The organism is Paralcaligenes ginsengisoli (genome assembly GCF_054781135.1).
On record NZ_BAAGUZ010000029.1, the window covers coordinates 111,353 to 128,728 of the forward strand.

Here is a 17,376-nt window from a genome sequence, read left to right on the forward strand (position 1 = left end):
GGAGCCTCGCAGTGGAAAAAAGTACGGCAATCGTTCTGGCCGCCGGGCGTGCGCGGCGATTTGGACGAGACAAGCGCCTGGAGCTTGTCGATTCAATACCCATGTTTTTGCGCACAGCGCTCAAACTGAAAAAAATCATTCCCGATACGCTGGTCGTGCTGGCTGCGGGCGACGTGGAGCATGCCCGAATCCTGGACAAGCACGGAATCGATGCGGCCTTTTGCCCCGATGCCGCCCTGGGCATGGGCCATAGCCTGGCTTATGGTGTGGCGCAGCGGCCCGCGGCGGCGGGCTGGCTCATCATGCCGGCCGATATGCCGTATATCCAGGACGGCACGCTATCGGATCTGGTCCAGGCGGCAAAAGGGCATGCCTTGGCGGCACCGGTGTTCCAGGGCAGACGCGGCCACCCGGTCTGGTTTGCACATCGCTACTATCACGCTTTGTGTGCGCTCAAGGGCGACGAAGGCGCACGCCGCCTGTTGCGGGACGCCGACCTGTATCTGCTGCCGGTTGAGGATGCAGGCAGCGTGCGCGATATTGACCGGCCGGAGGATCTGGCCCCCGCGTCAGAATGAAACCGCCGGGCCTGATTCGGCCCGTCTTGTTTTGCCGCGTGTCAGCGCCGCCAGCACAAAGGTAAGTGCCAGGGTAGGCAGGGCAGAACCCAGATTTGGTGCCCATTGCGCCAGGACATGGTACGTGGCTATGCCCAGCAGCCACAGGCCCGCGGCGAAGGCATCGATTTTGCGGATCTGCGGCGCGAATGCGGCATGCCCGAAACCCAGGCGCCCCAGTATCACGCCATATAGCGGCACGAACACTGAGCTGAGCAGCAGCAGGAAAGGCTCCAGACTGTGCATGGGCAGCACCAGCGCGAGCAGAGTACTGCCCACCGCCAGCAGCAATCCCCAGCGGCGTATGCTCCAGCCTGGCTTCAGGCTGTGCGCCGAGACCGAGCCTGAATATACGTCGCCGTACGCGTTATCGAGTTCGTCGACCAGGATCAGGCCCAGGGCAATCAGGCCGCCTTGCGCCAGCAACAAGGCACTGACCAGATCGGTATCGGGATTGGCCACACTGACCACGACCACGCCCAGGCCGTAGCACCAGATATTGGCGACGGTGTAGCCCAGCCAGGTTCCTCCCAGGGCGCCCCGGCCGCGGCGGCCGTAGCGGGCGTAGTCGGCCACCAGAGGCAGCCACGACACGGGCATGGCTATTACCAGGTCGATTGCCGAAAACATGCCCATGCTGCCGTCGCCCTGGCGGTTCCAGAGCGTGGCCAGTCCCGTGGTTTGCAATTGGCTGGAAAACTGCCAGCTCAACCACAGCAGTGACAGCACGACCAGCGGCAGACCCAGGCGGCTGACGAATCGCCGCACCAGAGTGATCATCGATCCCGCCAGCAGCGCGGTGAGCACGGCTCCCCAGAATACCGTGCACAGGATCAGCCCCCAGCCGCTGTCCAGATGCAGGCCGAAAGCGTGTTTTCCTATGGCCGCAGTACCTTCGCGCATGATCACGAGCTCGAACGTGGTCCAGCCCAATAGTTGCACGATGTTCAAGAAAACCGGCAGGCGCGCGAAGTGGCGGCCGTAGGTGACGTGAATCAGACCGGCGCTGGACAGGCCGCAGTCGCAGCCCACCTTGGCGACCCAGGCCAACAGTCCGGCGCCTATGAGGGAGCCTGCCACCACCGCCAGCAAGGCCTCCCGGGTGCCGATAGCGGGCGCCAGGTAGGCGCCGATCTGCATGACCAGCAGCCCGACACCCAGGCTGAACCAGAGCGAAGCGTGATCGGTCCAGCCAAAAACGCGGGCGGATGCGGGCAGTGGCGTCAGTGCCTGGTTGCCCGGGGTCGAGGAGGAAGAGTTCGTCACGTCCGGTTTGTTCCTTGAGTATGTCGTCGAGTCAGTTGGATACTGCCGCCAATGATAAGGGCAGATACGCGGGTTGCTCAGCCCAGATGCGACGCCGAAGGATGTTTTTCCTCGGTTTCCATGGATGCCAGGCCGTGGATTATGCCGCAGTCTTCAATCGGCCGTTCGGTGCCGCATTGTCGCCGCAGCGTGGCCAGCTGTTCCTGCAAGACCTGCAGTTCTTTGATGCGCACGGCGACGTGATGAATATGCTCGTCGAGCAGGCTATTGACCGGTCCGCAATCGCCGCCGCCGGGATCATCCATGTGCCCAAGCAAGGACCGTATTTCGTCATGGCCCATATCCAGCGTTCGACAGTTGCGTATGAAGCGCAAGCGTTCCAGATGGGCGGTCTGGTAGTTGCGGTAGTTGCTGTCGCTGCGATCGGGCGCAGGCAGCAGCCCCGCTTTTTCATAAAAACGGATGGTTTCTGTACTGCAATTGGCCAGTCTGGCGAGATCGCCGATTTTCATGGTGTGCTCCGGCATCGCGTAAAAAAGACTAAGGGTTGACCTTGTAGTTACTTTAAGGTGTTTACTGGCGAAATACAAATCCTTTGTCTGGGGACATCATGAAGCAAGCCGGAGATTGCGGCCATTCGGACCATGGAGGCGGTTCGGTCCACCAACACGAGTCTCATGGGCATGCAGCGGCGGCCGGGGGCTGCTGCGTCCAGGGCGATGCCGCATTGGCCGCGCTGGCTCGTCCTGTTTTCCACGAACGAGGCACGCGCACCGCCATGCGTATTATGCAAATGGATTGTCCGACTGAAGAAGCCCTGATACGCAGGAAGCTCGAGAGCATGGATTGCGTCCACGCCGTCGAGTTCAACCTGATGCAGCGGGTGCTGACCGTGGATCATGCCGTCGATTCCGAGACGCCGATTCTTGCCGCCATCCGCTCTCTGGGCTTTACGCCCGAACTGCCTGGCGCCGGCCAGAGGCAAGGCAAATCGGTGGATGCGCCTGCCAGGCATTGGTGGCCTCTGGCGCTGGGCGTAGCGCTGGCATTGTGTGCTGAAATGTTCAGCTGGTGGGGGTATGCCCCCTGGCTATCGGTCGTCGCGGCCGTTTCGGCCATTGCGTTCAGCGGGCTGGGCACATATAAAAAGGGCCTGGTCGCGGTGTTCAACGGCACGCTCAATATCAATGCGCTCATGAGCATTGCCGTCAGTGGCGCGGTGTTGCTGGGGCATTGGCCCGAAGCGGCCATGGTCATGGTGCTGTTCGCCATTGCCGAGCTGATCGAAGCCCGATCGCTTGATCGCGTGCGCCATGCGATTGAAAGCCTGATGCAGATCGTTCCCGAAACCGTGACGATGCGACAGGGCGACGGAACCTGGGCCGAGGTTGAAGCGGCCCAGGTTACCCCCGGCGCCATTGTGCGGGTCAAACCCGGGGAACGGGTCGGGCTCGACGGCGTGATTGTTTCGGGCTGCTCGGTGCTTGATCAGGCGCCGATCACCGGCGAGAGCCTGCCTGTGGACAAGACAGTGGGCGATGAGGTTTACGCGGGCACCATCAACGGCGCGGGCGCTTTCGAATACCGTGTCGTGGCGGCGTCGGACAACACCATGCTGGCGCGTATTATTCACGCGGTGCAAGAGGCGCAATCCGGCAAGGCGCCTACGCAGCGCTTTGTCGATCGCTTTTCAGCGATTTATACGCCCATAGTCTGCGGCTTGGCTTTGCTGGCGGCGCTGTTGCCGCCTTTGTTCCTGGGTGGCGCATGGCTGGACTGGGCTTATAAGGCGCTGGTACTGCTGGTTATTGCGTGCCCCTGCGCGCTGGTTATTTCCACGCCTGTGGCCATAGTCAGTGGCCTGGCTGCCGCGGCCCGGCATGGCATTCTGATCAAAGGCGGCGTGTACCTGGAGCAGGGGCGCAAGCTGATGCTCGTGGCTCTGGATAAAACCGGCACCATCACACAGGGCAAGCCGGTGCAAACCGATTTCGAGCCTTTGGCCGGACTCGATGCCGCGGCGTGCCGGCGTTTGGCCGCAAGCCTCGCAAGCGGCTCCGATCATCCGGTGTCGCGCGCCATAGCGGCGGCCCATATGGCCGATGGGGTCGAGGCGGGCGGCGCAGGCGGGCAAGACTTGCTTCCGGTAACGGGTTTCGAGGCCGTTGCAGGCGGCGGCCTGCGCGGCACGATAAATGGCAGCCTCTATCTGCTGGGCAATTATCGTCTGATCCGCGAGTCCGGCTATGGCTCACCGGCGCTTGAGGCGCGTCTCGATACGCTTGAGCGCCAAGGCAAGACTGCTGTGGTGCTGGCGGGTGCCGGCCAGGCCCTGGCCTTGTTTGCCGTGGCCGACACGGTCAAGGAATCGAGTCGCCAGGCCATTGCCGATCTGCATGAAATGGGGGTGCGCACCGTCATGCTGTCGGGCGACAACACGCATACGGCCCAAGCGATTGCGGCCCAGGTGGGCATAACCGAGGTGTTGGGTTCGCAATTGCCGCAGGACAAGCTGGCGGCTATCGACGGCTATGCCACGCGGGGCATTGTGGGGATGGTCGGCGATGGAATCAATGATGCCCCCGCGCTGGCGCGCGCCGATGTCGGTTTTGCCATGGGGGCGATGGGCACCGATACGGCTATTGAAACGGCTGATGTTGCCTTGATGGATGACGATCTGCGCAAGATTCCCCGCTTTGTGCGTCTGTCGCGCAGTACCCATGCGGTGCTGGTGCAGAATATCGCGCTGGCGTTGAGTATCAAGGTCCTGTTTTTGGCATTGACGCTGCTTGGGCTGGGTACCATGTGGATGGCTGTATTCGCCGATGTGGGCGCCAGCTTGTTGGTGGTGGGTAATGCGTTGAGGCTTTTGCGCCGTTAGCGCATTTTCGGTTCCAGTGTTTACGGCGCTGAGCGTGTTTCAGTGACTTTCGTTTTGAGCTGTTTTTAGGCTTGAGGTGTGAATTTGAGCTGCCTATACCGGCTGGGGCGATGACTTTGGATTGTGCGTTGCTGTGTAGTCTGTGTGGGCGGTTCTTTCTATTAAGACGCCGCAGGGTGGGCGGTGCTGTGTAGTCCGGCACGTCCAGCGGTCGAGGCGCTGCGCGCCCCGACTGCCCGGGTCTGCCTCGTCCAGGCGGGCGTCGGGCCAACTCGCGTCGCCCCGCGATGCGGGGCGCCACTCAGACAGGGCCCGCCGAAGGCCCCCGCCTTCCCTTCGTCAGCACCCGGCGCTGGACTACCGCCGGACTGCACAGCACCGCCCACCCTGCGGCTTGCGTTGAGGCAATGCAGCGAGAGAAGCGTGGCGGCCCCATGGCGAGACGCAGGGTGTTGCGTCACGATGACACTTCCGTATTTGGTTTCTGCAACTTTTATTTGCATAACATTATAATGTAAACCACATTCAATTGGTCCATCAAGAATAATGATGTTTGCCCTGCGTGAAGCGTATCGTGCAGGCCTGCTGCGGCGGCCGCACTGGTTCTCCAATATTGTTGCCGGCGTGATTGTCGGCGTGGTGGCTTTGCCGCTGGCGATGGCGTTCGCGATCGCTTCGGGGGTCAAGCCCGAGCAGGGGCTGTATACCTCCATCGTGGCAGGTTTGGCGGTGTCGATATTTGGCGGCAGCCGAATCCAGATCGCCGGCCCGACCGGCGCGTTTATCGTCATTCTGGCGGGGATAACCGCCAAATATGGCGTCGATGGCTTGCAAATTGCCACCCTGATGGCGGGCGTCATACTGTTTTGCTTTGGCTTGGCCCGCTTGGGTGCCATTATCAAATTTATTCCGGCGCCGGTGATCGCCGGTTTTACCGCAGGCATAGGCGTCATTATCTGGGTGGGCCAGTGGAAGGATTTTTTCGGCTTGCCCAAAGTAGGCGGCGAACATTTTCATGAAAAGCTGTGGCATCTCCTGCAAGCGCTTCCGCAACTCGATCCGGCCACTACTGGCTTGTCTCTGCTGTCGCTGCTGCTGGTGATCTTTACTCCCAGGATTCCTCGCTTCGAGCGTGTCCCCGGACCCCTGGTGGCCTTGGTCGTAGTGACGGTGCTGCAATCGGTGTTCGAGTTCAAGAGCGTCGCCACCATAGGCACTACCTTCGGCGGGATCCCGCGTAGCCTGCCAACGTTTCAGATCCCGGCGATCAGCTTGTCGCGTATCATCGAACTGATCGGTCCGGCTTTTGCCATTGCGATGCTGGGAGCCATCGAGTCCCTGTTGTCGGCGGTCGTGTCCGATGGCATGGCGGGGACGCGCCACAATTCGAACCAGGAACTGATTGGACAGGGCCTTGCCAATATAGCGTCGCCTTTATTCGGCGGTATTGCGGCAACCGGTGCCATTGCCCGCACTGCCACTAATGTCCGCAATGGCGGCACGAGTCCCCTGGCCGGCATTGTGCACTCGCTGACGTTGGTGCTCATTATTCTGTTCCTGGCCCCTTATGCCGCCAATGTGCCGTTGGCGACGCTCGCGGCAATTTTGTTCATGGTCGCATGGAACATGAGCGAAGCCCGGCACTTCGTCAGGCTGGTCAGGCGGGCGCCGCGCGCCGATGTGGTTATCTTGCTGGTCACTTTTTGCCTGACGGTTTTCGCCGACCTGGTCGTGGCCGTCAATATTGGAGTAGTGCTGGCCATGCTGCACTTTTTGCGGCGCATGGCGGCCAGCGTCGTGGTGCATGAGGAGTCGGAGCAGGATCTCCATAGGGAACTGTCATTGGAAGGATTTACCCGCCTGCCTGCGGGGGTGCGGGTCTGTGCCGTAGAGGGGCCCATCTTTTTTGGAGCCGTCGAGGCCTTCGAACAGGCGTTCGACAGTGCGCAGGCCGATTTGCAGTTTCTGGTCATCCGTTTGAAACGAGTCCCGTTTATCGACGCAACGGGCCTGCAGGCGCTTGAGTCTGTGGTTCACGACTGGCACGGACAACGGGTCCGTGTCATCCTGACCGAGGCAAATGCGCGGGTGGAACGCAAGCTGGGCAAGATGGGGCTGATCGACAAGCTGGGTCGCGAGAACGTGGTGGGAACGCTGGCGCAGGCCATGACCGCTTGCGGCGCGATCCCGGCCTGAAAACCTCTATTTGCCCACGGATGTCTTGATCTTGGGATTGGACGTGGCGGCAGCCTTGCCGTATGTGACCCCGTGCTGGGCGAGGTAGTCGCGGATCATTTGCCGTACGACTTGCGAAGGAGTGATGTCCTGTGCGGCGCACAAGCCTTCGAAGGCTTTCTTTTTATGTGGGTCGATCAAGACGGTAAGGCGGGCGGTCTTGTTTTCCATAAATACTTGAAGTGTCAGTAATGATAATTAAATTGTAATGCATGATGCAGACACTCGCGAATCAGCGCAGCCATAAATAGTGGGTCGGATTGTCCAGGCACGCTCCGAAACCGCATTCGAGCAGGGTGGACCCCAGGTTGGCCAGGACCAGCAGGAAAAACAGCCACATGATCAGCCGCGCATAAGGCCCGGTGGTGCGCGGCATGGTGTATTCGGCGTTGGCGCGATCCAGGCTGAGCATCAGGCCGCAATAGGCAATGAGCGCCACGAATGCGAGCAGCGCCCAGGTATAGAAATGCAGGCCCAGAAACGGAGCTCCGTAGCCTGGGTCCCCGGGCCCGATATGCAGCGCCACCTGGCGGATGGAGGCAAAAGCCCCTCCCAGCGCCGACAGGATCGTGACGCCGTAATGCAGCGGAGCGGGACCGAACCGCACATTGAGCAGCAGCCCGATTCCGGTCAGAATGAATGCGATTCGCTGCAGCAGGCACAGGGGGCAGGGCAGCTCGTGGAAGATCAATTGCCAGGCAAACGCGAACGAGAGCACGCCGCATACGCCCAGAAGCGCCAGCGAGTTGACGGAGCGCGATACATGAAAAGAATCGGTATGAAAGTGCACGGATATGAACCAGGAAGGCTTAAAGCGACAAGATCAAGGGATCATTCATGTGGACCTTGCACCAGGCGAGGAAGATAATTGAGCTGAGCAGCCAGAACCACAAGCATGCCCGGCGTTGGCCCCGTATTCCAAACCAGATTGACATGATTCCGGTCAGGAAGGGCAGCATCATGATCATAAAAGTACCTTATCTGTTAACTAACACAATGTAACGAATGGTATTGGAGGGATGCTATAAAGGTTTTCCCTTAGACTGTTTCTTGCTGTCATGGCCCGGGTTTTATTCATAGTATAAGTTTTTAAAACATATCTTTTTTTGTTGGTAATTACCCTTTGTAAAAACAAAATAATATATAAGTCATTAATTATAAATAAGATTAAATTAATTCTTTCATGGTTCTGTAAGGCTAATATTTCATTGACAGACATCGTACGTCCTGTATAAAGTAGCGCAGTTGGATTAAATTCATAAAGGCTGGTTTTTATAAATAACCTTATGTGGGAGACACCATGAGACCACGCAGCAACTCGCTAAAACGCCTTTCACTATGCGGTTCCCTGGTTCTGGGCCTGTGGGCTGGAACACAGGCCCAGGCCGAGCCGGTGCAAATCAATATTGTCGATATCGCCGGCAATCTGGCGCTGACTCGACAGGCATTCGAGAACTTCCAGAAGCAGAATCCCGATCTGGTTTCCCGCATTACATTTACCAATGCCCCCGCACCGCAATTGCCGGGCAAGATCAAGGCCATGCAGGCCGCAGGCCGCGCTGAAATCGACCTGGTGCTGACCGGCACCGACGGCCTGGCCGCCGGCATACAGCAGAACCTGTGGATCAAGCTCTTGCCCGATCAGGCCGCGGCGTTTCCGGGGGTAATGGACAACTACGCTCCAGGTCCGCTGAAGATGCAAGGTCTGGCGCAAGGCTATGGGCTGGAGGTCACGTACATGCCCGCGGGCCCCTTGCTCGAATACAACCCCGACAAGGTGAAGGCCGCGCCGAAAACCCCGGAAGAATTGCTGAAGTGGTGTCAGGCCAATCCCGGGCGGTTCATTTATGCGCGCCCGGCCAATTCCGGGCCAGGCCGCACCTTTCTGATGGGGCTGCCTTATTTGCTGGGTGACAAGAATCCGAGCGATCCTATCCACGGCTGGGACAAGACCTGGGCGTATTTGAAGCAGCTCAATAGTTGTGTGCCGTACTATCCCGGCGGCACTTCCGCCGTCATGAAAGAGTTGGGCGACGGGTCGCGCGACATGACGGTGACCGTCACGGGCTGGGACATCAACCCCCGTGCGCTGGGGGTGGTGCCGGCTTCGTTCAAGGTGCAGCATTTTGATCACATGACCTGGGTCAATGATGCCCACTATATGGTCATACCGAAAGGCGTGTCCGCGGCCAAACAGAAAATCCTGTTCAAGCTCATGAATTTCATGCTTGAGCCCAAGCAGCAGGCCATGACCTATGACGATGGCTACTTTTATCCCGGCCCAGCCATCAAGAACGTGACGATCAAGGATGCCCCCGAGCATAGCCAGGAGGTCATAAAGAAATACGGCCGCGCCGAATATGCCCAATGGCTGGCCGACTATCCCCATGTCTTGCCGCTGGATGCGACGACCATGGTTGCCGCTTTCCAGAAATGGGACTCCGACATCGGCGCTCTGAAGTAAGTATTCAACGTTCTTGTGCCGGCGGTCCTGGTGGCCGCCGGGCACCTGCCCGGTCTGATCCCGGTACCTGCCGGGCGGCTTCGTCAATCACGCATCCACACCATGACACAGATTTTTAAAACCCTGCATCTCAATTCCGTCACTCGCAGCTTTGCCGACGCAAGCGGGAATCGCATCGACGCCTTGAAAGGTCTGGATCTGAAGATCGAGTGTGGGGAATTCATTGCATTTCTCGGCCCCTCGGGTTGCGGGAAAACCACCGCGCTCAATTGCCTGGCCGGTCTCCTGCCTTTGTCGGGGGGCAGTATTACCCTGGACGGCAAGCGCATCGACGTCCTGCCGCCCGAACGGCGCGGCTTTGGCATGGTGTTTCAAAGCTATGCGCTGTTTCCCCATATGAATGTGGTGGACAACGTGGGATTCGGCTTGAAAATGCGGGGCGTTTCGAAAAGCGAGATCGGCCGCCGCGTGCGCGCCGCCTTGTCCCTGGTTCAGCTCAATGGCCACGAGAAAAAGCTGCCTGGCCAGTTGTCCGGTGGCCAGCAGCAGCGCGTGGCCATTGCCCGCGCGATCGTGATCGAGCCTCCAGTGGTTCTCATGGACGAGCCCCTGTCCAATCTGGATACCAAGCTGCGCATCGAGATGCGCGCCGAGATCCGGCGCATACACAGCCAGCTCGATCGCGCTACCGTTTATGTGACGCACGATCAGGACGAAGCCTTGTCCATGGCCGACCGTATCGTGGTGATGCGCGAGGGCGTGATGCAGCAGGTCGGCACGCCCCGGGAAGTGTACGGCCGGCCTACCAATTTGCATGTGGCGCGTTTCATGGGCTATCGCAATGTGCTCGACTTTACCTTGAGCGGCGCACGGGAAGATTGCGCCTCTTTCGAGGCCAACGGCGTATCGCTGTCCGGAACCCTGCTCGCGCCGTCCAGCGGGCCGTCGGTCAGCGTGGCGATCCGGCCCGAAGATTTCGAAGTATGCGAGCGCGGCGCCGCCAATTCGTTCGAGGCCCAGATCGAAGCGGTGGAATACGGCGGCCACAACTCCCTGCTTTCCTTGCGTTCCGCGGTGGGCCCGCTTTATGCGCGTGTGGGCGGCGATTTCCAGTCAGGCCAGTCGGTATGCCTGCATATCTCGCCGCAAAAGGCGCTGGTGTATGCGAGGGAACACGCATGAGTCCGTTTCCCCGTGATTTGCGCAGCTGGCTGCTTGCACCGGCATTGCTGTGCATTATTGCCCTGTTTGTGTATCCCTTCGCCTATGGGTTCATGCTTACGTTTCAACCGATGAACGGGCATGGCATCTGGGCCAACTATATCGATTTCTTCAGCCATAAGCGTCAGTGGTACACCCTGGTCATTACCCTGAATCTGGCGGTGCCGGCCACCATCATCAATGTGGCAGCATCGCTGCCGATTGCCTTTGTATTGCGCCGCAAATCGCGCTACCAGAAGTGGGTGACCACGCTGCTGGTGGTGCCCGTTACCCTGGGTACAGTGCTGATTGCCAATGGAATGCTCAGCTACTTTGCTCCCAATGGCTGGTTTTCGCAGGCGGTGCATGGACTCAATCTGTATAGCGGCGAAGTACGCCTGACGCATAACTACTGGGGGGTTCTGCTGTCGCTGATCATCTCGGGCTTTCCCTTTTCTTTCCTGCTGATACTGTCTTACGTGACCGGCATAGATCCCACCTTGGCCAAAGCGGCGTCCACATTGGGGGCTACGCCCTGGGAACAGTTTCGGCGAATTTACCTGCCGCTGCTGGCGCCCGGCCTGACCATGGCGGCCTGCCTGACCTTCGTGCAGGCCTTTTCGGTGTTCCCTTCGGCCATTTTGCTGGGCGTGCCGGCGGGGGCGACGCGCGTCATTTCGATTGCCGCCTACGAGGCCGCCTTCGAATCCTACGATTACGGCATGGCTTCCACCATCGCGGTTTTGATGGGGTTTGCGCAATTGTTGCTTGTAGGGGCGATGCTGGCGGCACGCAAGGCTTTCTATACGGGCCCGGTTTCCGGCGGCAAAGGCTGACGAGGTGTGCAGATGAACCAAACAATAAAACAATCCTCGCCCTTGCTGGCCAAATCATGGCGTTACCTGGTTTGGGGTTCTGTCATTTTTTTCCTGTTGAATGTGGTGCTGATGATAATGGCCGTCGCCGTCGACTCGGTGGCCACGCGTTGGTTCGGCACACTTCTGCCGCAAGGCTTTACCTTGCAGTGGTATGCCCGCGCCTGGAACGATTTTCAGTTGGGTCCGGTGCTGTGGGTCACTGTGAAGGTCGTCGGCGCAGTGGTGATACTGTCGGTTTTGCTGGGAGTGCCGGCCGCCTATGCGCTGGCCCGAGTCGACTTCCGCGGGAAAAAATGGGCCATGCTCGTCTTTTTGCTGCCATTGATGGTGCCGCCCGTCACGTACGGTATCCCGATGGCCACGGTCATGTACAAGATTGGCCTGGCCGGGACTCTCGGCGGCGTGATTCTGGCCAATCTTGTACCCGCCTTGCCATTTGTCATTCTCGTCATGACACCGTTCATAGAGCAGCTCGACCCCAACCTGGAACTGGCGGCACGCATTTTCGGCGCCAATACGCGCCAGTATTTCCGGTATGTGCTGGTGCCGCTGCTGGTGCCGGGCATGCTGGCTGCCGCACTGTTGGTGCTGGTGCGGACCATAGGCATGTTCGAGCTGACTTTCTTTACCGCCGGGCCGGATACCCAGACCCTGGTGGTGGCCTTGTATTACGCCGTGTTCTCGACCGGCGTGAGGGCGCCTCAGGCTATCGATGCCATGGCCATCATCTATATGGTGATCACTCTGGTATGGGTGCTGATTGCCTTGCAGTTTGTAAGCCCGACGCAGTTGGTCAGCCGTGTCAAGGCTGAGCCGCAGGAATAGCGCCCGTGGCTGTTACGGTTTTTATTCAGAGGTATTCATGATTACGCAGAAAGGGATTGATCCCCTATATATACGGGTTCACGACAACGACAATGTCGCCATTGTCGTGAACGATGGCGGCCTGCCCGCCGGAGCGGTGTTTGCCGACGGCCTGACGCTGGTCGAACGCGTACCGCAGGGCCACAAGGTGGCGTTGTCCGATCTGGCTGAAGGAGCGCCCATTGTGCGCTACAACGTGGTGATCGGGTACGCCTTGCAGGCGGTTTCCAAGGGCAGTTGGCTCAGTGAGGCCCGCATGCGCATGCCCGAGCCGCCGTCGCTTGAAGGCTTGCCCATTGCCACCGTCAAGGCGCCGGTTCTGGCCCCGCTCGAGGGCTACACCTTCCAGGGTTATCGCAATGCCGACGGTTCCGTGGGAACACGCAATATCCTGGCCATCAGCACTACCGTTCAATGCGTGTCGGGCGTGGTGGCCTATGCGGTCAAGCGCATCAAGGAAGAGCTGTTGCCGCGCTTTCCCAATGTCGACGACGTGGTCAGTATCGAACACGTCTACGGTTGCGGTGTGGCCATCGATGCGCCGGGCGCCGACATTCCCATACGCACTTTGCGCAATATCAGCCGCAACCCCAATTTTGGAGGCGTTACCCTGCTGGTAAGCCTGGGCTGCGAAAAACTGCAGCCGGCCAGGCTCTTTCCCGAAGGAGCCATCGCCATCCAGCGCGTCGATCCTGACCTGGTTCGTTTGCAGGACGATGAACACGTGGGTTTCGAGTCCATGGTCGTCTCCATCATGCAGCGCGCCGAAACGCGGCTGGCCGAATTGAATTTGCGCCAGCGCGTCAGCTGCCCCGCATCCGACCTGGTCGTCGGCGTGCAGTGCGGGGGCAGCGACGCTTTTTCGGGCCTGACGGCCAATCCGGCGGTTGGCTTTGCCAGCGACCTGCTGGTGCGGGCAGGGGGCGCGGTCATGTTTTCCGAAGTCACCGAAGTACGCGACGGCATCGATCAATTGACTGCCCGGGCGAGCACTCCGGAGGTAGCCCAGGCCCTGATTCGGGAAATGGATTGGTACGACCAGTATCTCAAGCGCGGCAGCGCCGATCGAAGCGCCAATACGACCCCGGGCAATAAAAAGGGCGGGCTTTCGAATATTGTCGAAAAGGCCATGGGATCCATCGTCAAATCAGGCTCCAGCGCAATCGTCGACGTCCTGTCGCCCGGCGAGAAGCTGCGCAAAAAAGGCTTGATATATACCGCTACGCCGGCCAGCGACTTTATTTGCGGCACTTTGCAACTGGCCGCCGGCATGAATGTGCATGTGTTCACGACCGGGCGCGGCACGCCTTATGGGCTGGCCGCTGTTCCAGTGGTGAAGGTCGCCACGCGCGACGACTTGGCCAGGCGTTGGCACGACCTCATGGATATCAATGCGGGCAAGATAGCCACCGGCCAGGCCACGATTGAAGAAGTGGGCTGGGAGCTGTTCCAGTTCATTCTGGATGTGGCCAGCGGGCGCAAGAAAACATGGGCCGAACAGTGGAAACTGCAAAATTCGCTGGCATTGTTCAACCCGGCGCCGGTGACCTGAGGGCGGATTGTGCCGGCCATGCGGTTCAGGAAAATGAAGTGTGCCGCTGTCGATGGCGATTCGAATGTGATGTACCGGAGGGGCGCCGCATTGGGTGTCATTGTTTGACGAGCAAGGGTATATGGGTATGCTGTCTGTATTAAGGGCAGCTATAATCCAGCCCTGTAGGCTCAACTACTTACTATATAAATAATATGATTTCCAGCGGCCCAGAAAAAAAGCGTTCGCGCAGCCTGACCGACGATGTCGTGGCCGCGTTGTCCGAGCACATCCAGAACGGCCGTTTCAGGCCCGGTGCCAAGTTGCCCACTGAATCGGCCATCATGCGCGAACAGGCGGTCAGCCGCACTGTTGTGCGTGAAGCCATTTCCCGCCTGCAGGCGGCCGGCCTGGTCGAAACGCGCCATGGCATCGGCACCTTTGTCATGGAGTCCAGCGTCGGCCATACCGTCCGGCTGGCGGCCGACAATATTTTCACCATGCTCGACACCATGGCGGTTCTGGAATTGCGCATCAGCCTCGAAACAGAGTCCGCGGCATTGGCGGCAATGCGCCGCACCGATGACGATGTACGAGCCTTGCGTTCCTTGCTCGATGATTTCGAAGGGCATATCGACCAGGCCGATGGCAGCGCCGTTTCGGCCGACCTGGCGTTTCACCTGAAAATCGCCAATGCGACCGGTAATCGGTACTTCCAGGACATCCTGGGCCAATTGGGCAAGAACCTGATCCCTCGTACCCGTATCGATACGGCGAATCTGGCCTTGAACGATGAGCACACCTATTTGCAGCGCGTGAATCAAGAGCACGAAGACATCTACGCCGCCATCGACCGGCACGACCCTGAAGCGGCTCGCGCGGCCATGCGCACCCATCTTACCAATAGCCGCGAGCGCCTGCGCCGGGCCTACGAACGCATGACCCGCGAACCCGCAGCGACCTGATTGCCTCTTGTTGTGCGGGCTCGCACACAGCGGCTTCGGCCGCTGTTTTGCTTTTTGCGTGACTGGGGTATTTTTGGTTCGGGTGTTTATGGGATTCGGTGGGTTGGTAGCTTTGGTAGTTACGGTTTTGGTATTTGAAGGCGCCGTCTATCGGGGCTAGGGTCAGGGCCGGCACGGCGTGCTTCATCCGGATTTAGCACGCCAAGGCGGGCGTCGGGCGAACTCGCCCGGCCTCGCGAGGCCGGGCTCAGACAGCGCCCGCCGAAGGCCCCCGCCTTGGCGAGCTAAATCCGGCGCACGCCTTACGCCGGTCCTGACCCTAGCCCCGATAGACGGCTCACGTTAGGGCATGCCTGGAACGATTGCCTGGAATGGTGCACCTGGAACGGTGTGCCTGGAAGGAGAGATGTCTTGTGGAGACGGCATGCCTGGAATCAATGTGCTTGCATCTACCGTTAATGGGCCTGTATCCATAGAACAGGTAACGTGCCCGCACCCATGCCTCTATCGAGTGACCACTACACCACGATATGCCAAACCCTGAATTTACTAAGCGACCGATGCCTCAACGTAGCCTGTGATTGGCTCAACGGGGCTTCCCCAACGTATACCTCGCTGCATTGCCTCAACGCAAGCCGCAGGGTGGGCGGTGCTGTGTAGTCCGGCGGTAGTCCAGCGCCGGGTGCTGACGAAGGGAAGGCGGGGGCTTTCGGCGGGCCCTGTCTGAGCAGTGCCTCGCACGCGAGGCACTGCGAGTTGGCCCGACGCCCGCCTGGACGAGGCAGACCCGGGCAGTCGGGGCGCGTAGCGCCTCGACCGCAGGACGTGCCGGACTACACAGCACCGCCCACCCTGCGGCGTCTTAATAGAAATAACCACCCAAAGTAGCAACTCAAACCTGAACGAACGGTTCAAAAAAATCGACTGAAACGTCTTCAGCGCCGTAAACACCTAAACCAAAAATACTCTAGCTCAGAGTAAGGCGAGCATGCCAATTTATTTATTTGTTATACGTCATCGTATCATATGGATAATTCATAACAAAACTCAAAAAATTGAAGTGATTAAATGATATTGACCGCTATAAATCACAAATTTATGAACAAATTATAAGGAAAACCCTTGTAAAGCCATGCGTTTATGTTGTACGATGACATGAATGAATTCTTGGTTAAACAAAGACAAAGAGGATTTTTAAATGAGCCCCAACGAGTTAAAGCATACGGTTTCCAATGGCTTGCTTTCCTTCCCCGTAACGGATTTCGACGAACATGGCGATTTCCGGCCTGACACCTATGCGCGTCGCCTGGAATGGCTGGCTCCCTATGGCGCCAGTGCTTTATTTGTAGCGGGCGGAACGGGCGAATACTTTTCCTTGGCCCCCAGCGAATATGCCGAGGTCGTCAAAGTCGGTGTCGATACCTGCAAAGGCAAGGTTCCCATTATTGCTGGCGCGGGCGGCGCAACGCGCAACGCCATCGCCTATGCGCAGGAAGCCGAAAGACTGGGCGCGCAAGGCGTGCTGCTAATGCCGCATTATCTGACCGAAGCCAGCCAGGACGGCGTGGCCGATCACGTCGAACAGGTGTGCAAATCCGTGTCCCTCGGCGTGATTGTGTATAACCGTTCACTGTGCCAGTTGAATGCCGAACAACTGACGCGCCTGGCCGAACGCTGCCCCAATCTGGTCGGCTATAAAGACGGCCTGGGCAATATCGAGTTGATGGTTACGATACGTCGCAAGCTGGGTGATCGTTTTGCCTATCTTGGCGGCCTGCCGACGGCCGAATTTTATGCCGCTGCCTACCGCGCCTTGGGTGTACCGGTCTATTCCTCGGCGGTGTTCAATTTCATACCCAAGACGGCCATGGAGTTTTACCAGGCCGTCGTCAAACAGGATACCGCCACTATCGACCGGATCATGGATGATTTCTTCATTCCTTATGCCCAGATCCGTAATCGTTGCAAAGGCTATGCCGTCAGCATCGTCAAGGCCGGCGCGCGCCTGGCGGGCTACGACGCAGGCCCCGTCCGGGCTCCGCTGACCGACCTGACTGACCAGGATCGCGCCGACCTGGCCGTTCTTGTTAAAAAACTCGGGCCCCAGTAAGGGGAAGAGGCGCGATGAGTGCTGATTTAATGAGTCATTGACCTCGTGCATTGACTCCGTGTTTTGTTAGGGGCGATTCTTGCACAAGCAATTGCGAGAACCGCCCCTACGAACACAAAGACAACCGGGCGATCCCCTCATCGTCGCGCTGACCTGCAAGCATGTAAGAACCGCTGGCCCGTAAGCATGCAAAAAACGTTGCCCTATAGGCATGCAAAAAACACAACCCCATAAACATGCAAAAACAGGCCTGCAATGGCACAAAAAACTCCAATGCAAGCGGGGGTGGCGGCCCAGGCGGGGTGAGCGAGCTTGAGTCCGCCGCGGCCGCAGCCTGGATCGGGATGCAAGGGAGCGGTTGTTTG

15 protein-coding genes are annotated in these 17,376 nt (G+C 59.0%); 10 read left to right on the forward strand and 5 right to left on the reverse strand.

The features are described 5' to 3' along the window. The first annotated feature begins 11 nt into the window (after positions 1–11). A complete protein-coding gene (locus ACYVIS_RS13970; RefSeq protein ID WP_232743701.1) occupies positions 12–578 on the forward strand; it encodes a nucleotidyltransferase family protein in 567 nt (188 codons plus the stop codon). Here the strand turns inward: ACYVIS_RS13970 and ACYVIS_RS13975 are convergent. Together ACYVIS_RS13975 and cadR are read right to left on the reverse strand one after the other, a co-directional pair. Beyond that, on the reverse strand, positions 570–1,883 hold the full coding sequence (locus ACYVIS_RS13975; protein ID WP_232743700.1) for a purine-cytosine permease family protein: 1,314 nt from the start codon (positions 1,881–1,883) through the stop codon (positions 570–572). The genes ACYVIS_RS13970 and ACYVIS_RS13975 overlap by 9 nt on opposite strands. 77 nt (positions 1,884–1,960) lie before the next feature. Then, entirely contained in the window at positions 1,961–2,395 is a 435-nt protein-coding gene (gene cadR, locus ACYVIS_RS13980; RefSeq protein ID WP_232743699.1) for a Cd(II)/Pb(II)-responsive transcriptional regulator, read from the reverse strand. Positions 2,396–2,493: 98 nt separating this feature from the next. Between cadR and ACYVIS_RS13985 the strand changes: the two genes are divergently transcribed. Both ACYVIS_RS13985 and ACYVIS_RS13990 read left to right on the forward strand, forming a co-directional pair. Next, the gene (locus tag ACYVIS_RS13985; protein WP_460874221.1) at positions 2,494–4,764 is read left to right on the forward strand and encodes a heavy metal translocating P-type ATPase; all 2,271 of its coding nucleotides are present in this window, start codon (positions 2,494–2,496) and stop codon (positions 4,762–4,764) included. A 549-nt stretch (positions 4,765–5,313) separates the two neighbouring features. After that, a complete protein-coding gene (locus ACYVIS_RS13990) occupies positions 5,314–6,960 on the forward strand; it encodes a SulP family inorganic anion transporter (protein ID WP_460874230.1) in 1,647 nt (548 codons plus the stop codon). A 6-nt stretch (positions 6,961–6,966) separates the two neighbouring features. Here ACYVIS_RS13990 and ACYVIS_RS13995 read toward each other — a convergent pair whose 3' ends face one another. The 3 genes from ACYVIS_RS13995 to ACYVIS_RS14005 form a co-directional block, all read right to left on the reverse strand. Next, positions 6,967–7,170 carry a CopG family transcriptional regulator gene (locus tag ACYVIS_RS13995; protein ID WP_460874222.1) on the reverse strand — a complete coding sequence of 68 codons (204 nt, stop codon included), beginning with the start codon at positions 7,168–7,170 and terminating at the stop codon, positions 6,967–6,969. A gap of 61 nt (positions 7,171–7,231) precedes the next feature. Next, positions 7,232–7,789 (reverse strand): disulfide bond formation protein B, encoded by a 558-nt coding sequence (locus ACYVIS_RS14000; protein ID WP_232743696.1) that lies wholly within the window; start codon positions 7,787–7,789, stop codon positions 7,232–7,234. Between the two features lie 19 nt (positions 7,790–7,808). Next, positions 7,809–7,967 carry a DUF5993 family protein gene (locus ACYVIS_RS14005; RefSeq protein WP_460874223.1) on the reverse strand — a complete coding sequence of 53 codons (159 nt, stop codon included), beginning with the start codon at positions 7,965–7,967 and terminating at the stop codon, positions 7,809–7,811. A gap of 332 nt (positions 7,968–8,299) precedes the next feature. On the opposite strand from ACYVIS_RS14005, the gene ACYVIS_RS14010 reads away from it, so the two are divergent. The 7 genes from ACYVIS_RS14010 (at position 8,300) to kdgD (ending at position 17,011) form a co-directional block, all read left to right on the forward strand. Next, complete coding sequence (locus ACYVIS_RS14010) at positions 8,300–9,463, forward strand: ABC transporter substrate-binding protein (RefSeq protein ID WP_460874224.1); 1,164 nt, start codon at positions 8,300–8,302, stop codon at positions 9,461–9,463. 102 nt (positions 9,464–9,565) lie between these two features. Further along, on the forward strand, positions 9,566–10,645 hold the full coding sequence (locus tag ACYVIS_RS14015) for an ABC transporter ATP-binding protein (RefSeq protein ID WP_460874225.1): 1,080 nt from the start codon (positions 9,566–9,568) through the stop codon (positions 10,643–10,645). Then, on the forward strand, positions 10,642–11,499 hold the full coding sequence (locus ACYVIS_RS14020; RefSeq protein WP_232743693.1) for an ABC transporter permease: 858 nt from the start codon (positions 10,642–10,644) through the stop codon (positions 11,497–11,499). The genes ACYVIS_RS14015 and ACYVIS_RS14020 overlap by 4 nt, the downstream gene beginning before the upstream one ends. A 12-nt stretch (positions 11,500–11,511) precedes the next feature. Beyond that, the gene (locus ACYVIS_RS14025) at positions 11,512–12,366 is read left to right on the forward strand and encodes an ABC transporter permease (RefSeq protein WP_370635957.1); all 855 of its coding nucleotides are present in this window, start codon (positions 11,512–11,514) and stop codon (positions 12,364–12,366) included. Positions 12,367–12,403: 37 nt separating this feature from the next. Continuing rightward, positions 12,404–13,957, forward strand: a complete 1,554-nt coding sequence (gene garD, locus ACYVIS_RS14030) for a galactarate dehydratase (RefSeq protein ID WP_232743692.1) — start codon at positions 12,404–12,406, stop codon at positions 13,955–13,957. A gap of 194 nt (positions 13,958–14,151) precedes the next feature. Next, the gene (locus tag ACYVIS_RS14035; protein ID WP_232743691.1) at positions 14,152–14,901 is read left to right on the forward strand and encodes a FadR/GntR family transcriptional regulator; all 750 of its coding nucleotides are present in this window, start codon (positions 14,152–14,154) and stop codon (positions 14,899–14,901) included. Positions 14,902–16,099: 1,198 nt separating this feature from the next. Beyond that, entirely contained in the window at positions 16,100–17,011 is a 912-nt protein-coding gene (gene kdgD, locus ACYVIS_RS14040) for a 5-dehydro-4-deoxyglucarate dehydratase (RefSeq protein WP_232743690.1), read from the forward strand. Positions 17,012–17,376 lie beyond the last annotated feature (365 nt).

What these genes read in the sequence shown, in the direction of transcription:
- cadR (WP_232743699.1), bottom strand. Translation starts at nt 2,395, where the DNA reads ATGAAAATCGGCGATCTCGCCAGACTGGCCAATTGCAGTACAGAAACC.
- ACYVIS_RS13985 (WP_460874221.1), top strand. Translation starts at nt 2,494, where the DNA reads ATGAAGCAAGCCGGAGATTGCGGCCATTCGGACCATGGAGGCGGTTCG.
- ACYVIS_RS13990 (WP_460874230.1), top strand. Translation starts at nt 5,314, where the DNA reads ATGTTTGCCCTGCGTGAAGCGTATCGTGCAGGCCTGCTGCGGCGGCCG.
- ACYVIS_RS13995 (WP_460874222.1), bottom strand. Translation starts at nt 7,170, where the DNA reads ATGGAAAACAAGACCGCCCGCCTTACCGTCTTGATCGACCCACATAAA.
- ACYVIS_RS14005 (WP_460874223.1), bottom strand. Translation starts at nt 7,967, where the DNA reads ATGATCATGATGCTGCCCTTCCTGACCGGAATCATGTCAATCTGGTTT.
- ACYVIS_RS14010 (WP_460874224.1), top strand. Translation starts at nt 8,300, where the DNA reads ATGAGACCACGCAGCAACTCGCTAAAACGCCTTTCACTATGCGGTTCC.
- ACYVIS_RS14015 (WP_460874225.1), top strand. Translation starts at nt 9,566, where the DNA reads ATGACACAGATTTTTAAAACCCTGCATCTCAATTCCGTCACTCGCAGC.
- ACYVIS_RS14020 (WP_232743693.1), top strand. Translation starts at nt 10,642, where the DNA reads ATGAGTCCGTTTCCCCGTGATTTGCGCAGCTGGCTGCTTGCACCGGCA.
- ACYVIS_RS14025 (WP_370635957.1), top strand. Translation starts at nt 11,512, where the DNA reads ATGAACCAAACAATAAAACAATCCTCGCCCTTGCTGGCCAAATCATGG.
- garD (WP_232743692.1), top strand. Translation starts at nt 12,404, where the DNA reads ATGATTACGCAGAAAGGGATTGATCCCCTATATATACGGGTTCACGAC.
- ACYVIS_RS14035 (WP_232743691.1), top strand. Translation starts at nt 14,152, where the DNA reads ATGATTTCCAGCGGCCCAGAAAAAAAGCGTTCGCGCAGCCTGACCGAC.
- kdgD (WP_232743690.1), top strand. Translation starts at nt 16,100, where the DNA reads ATGAGCCCCAACGAGTTAAAGCATACGGTTTCCAATGGCTTGCTTTCC.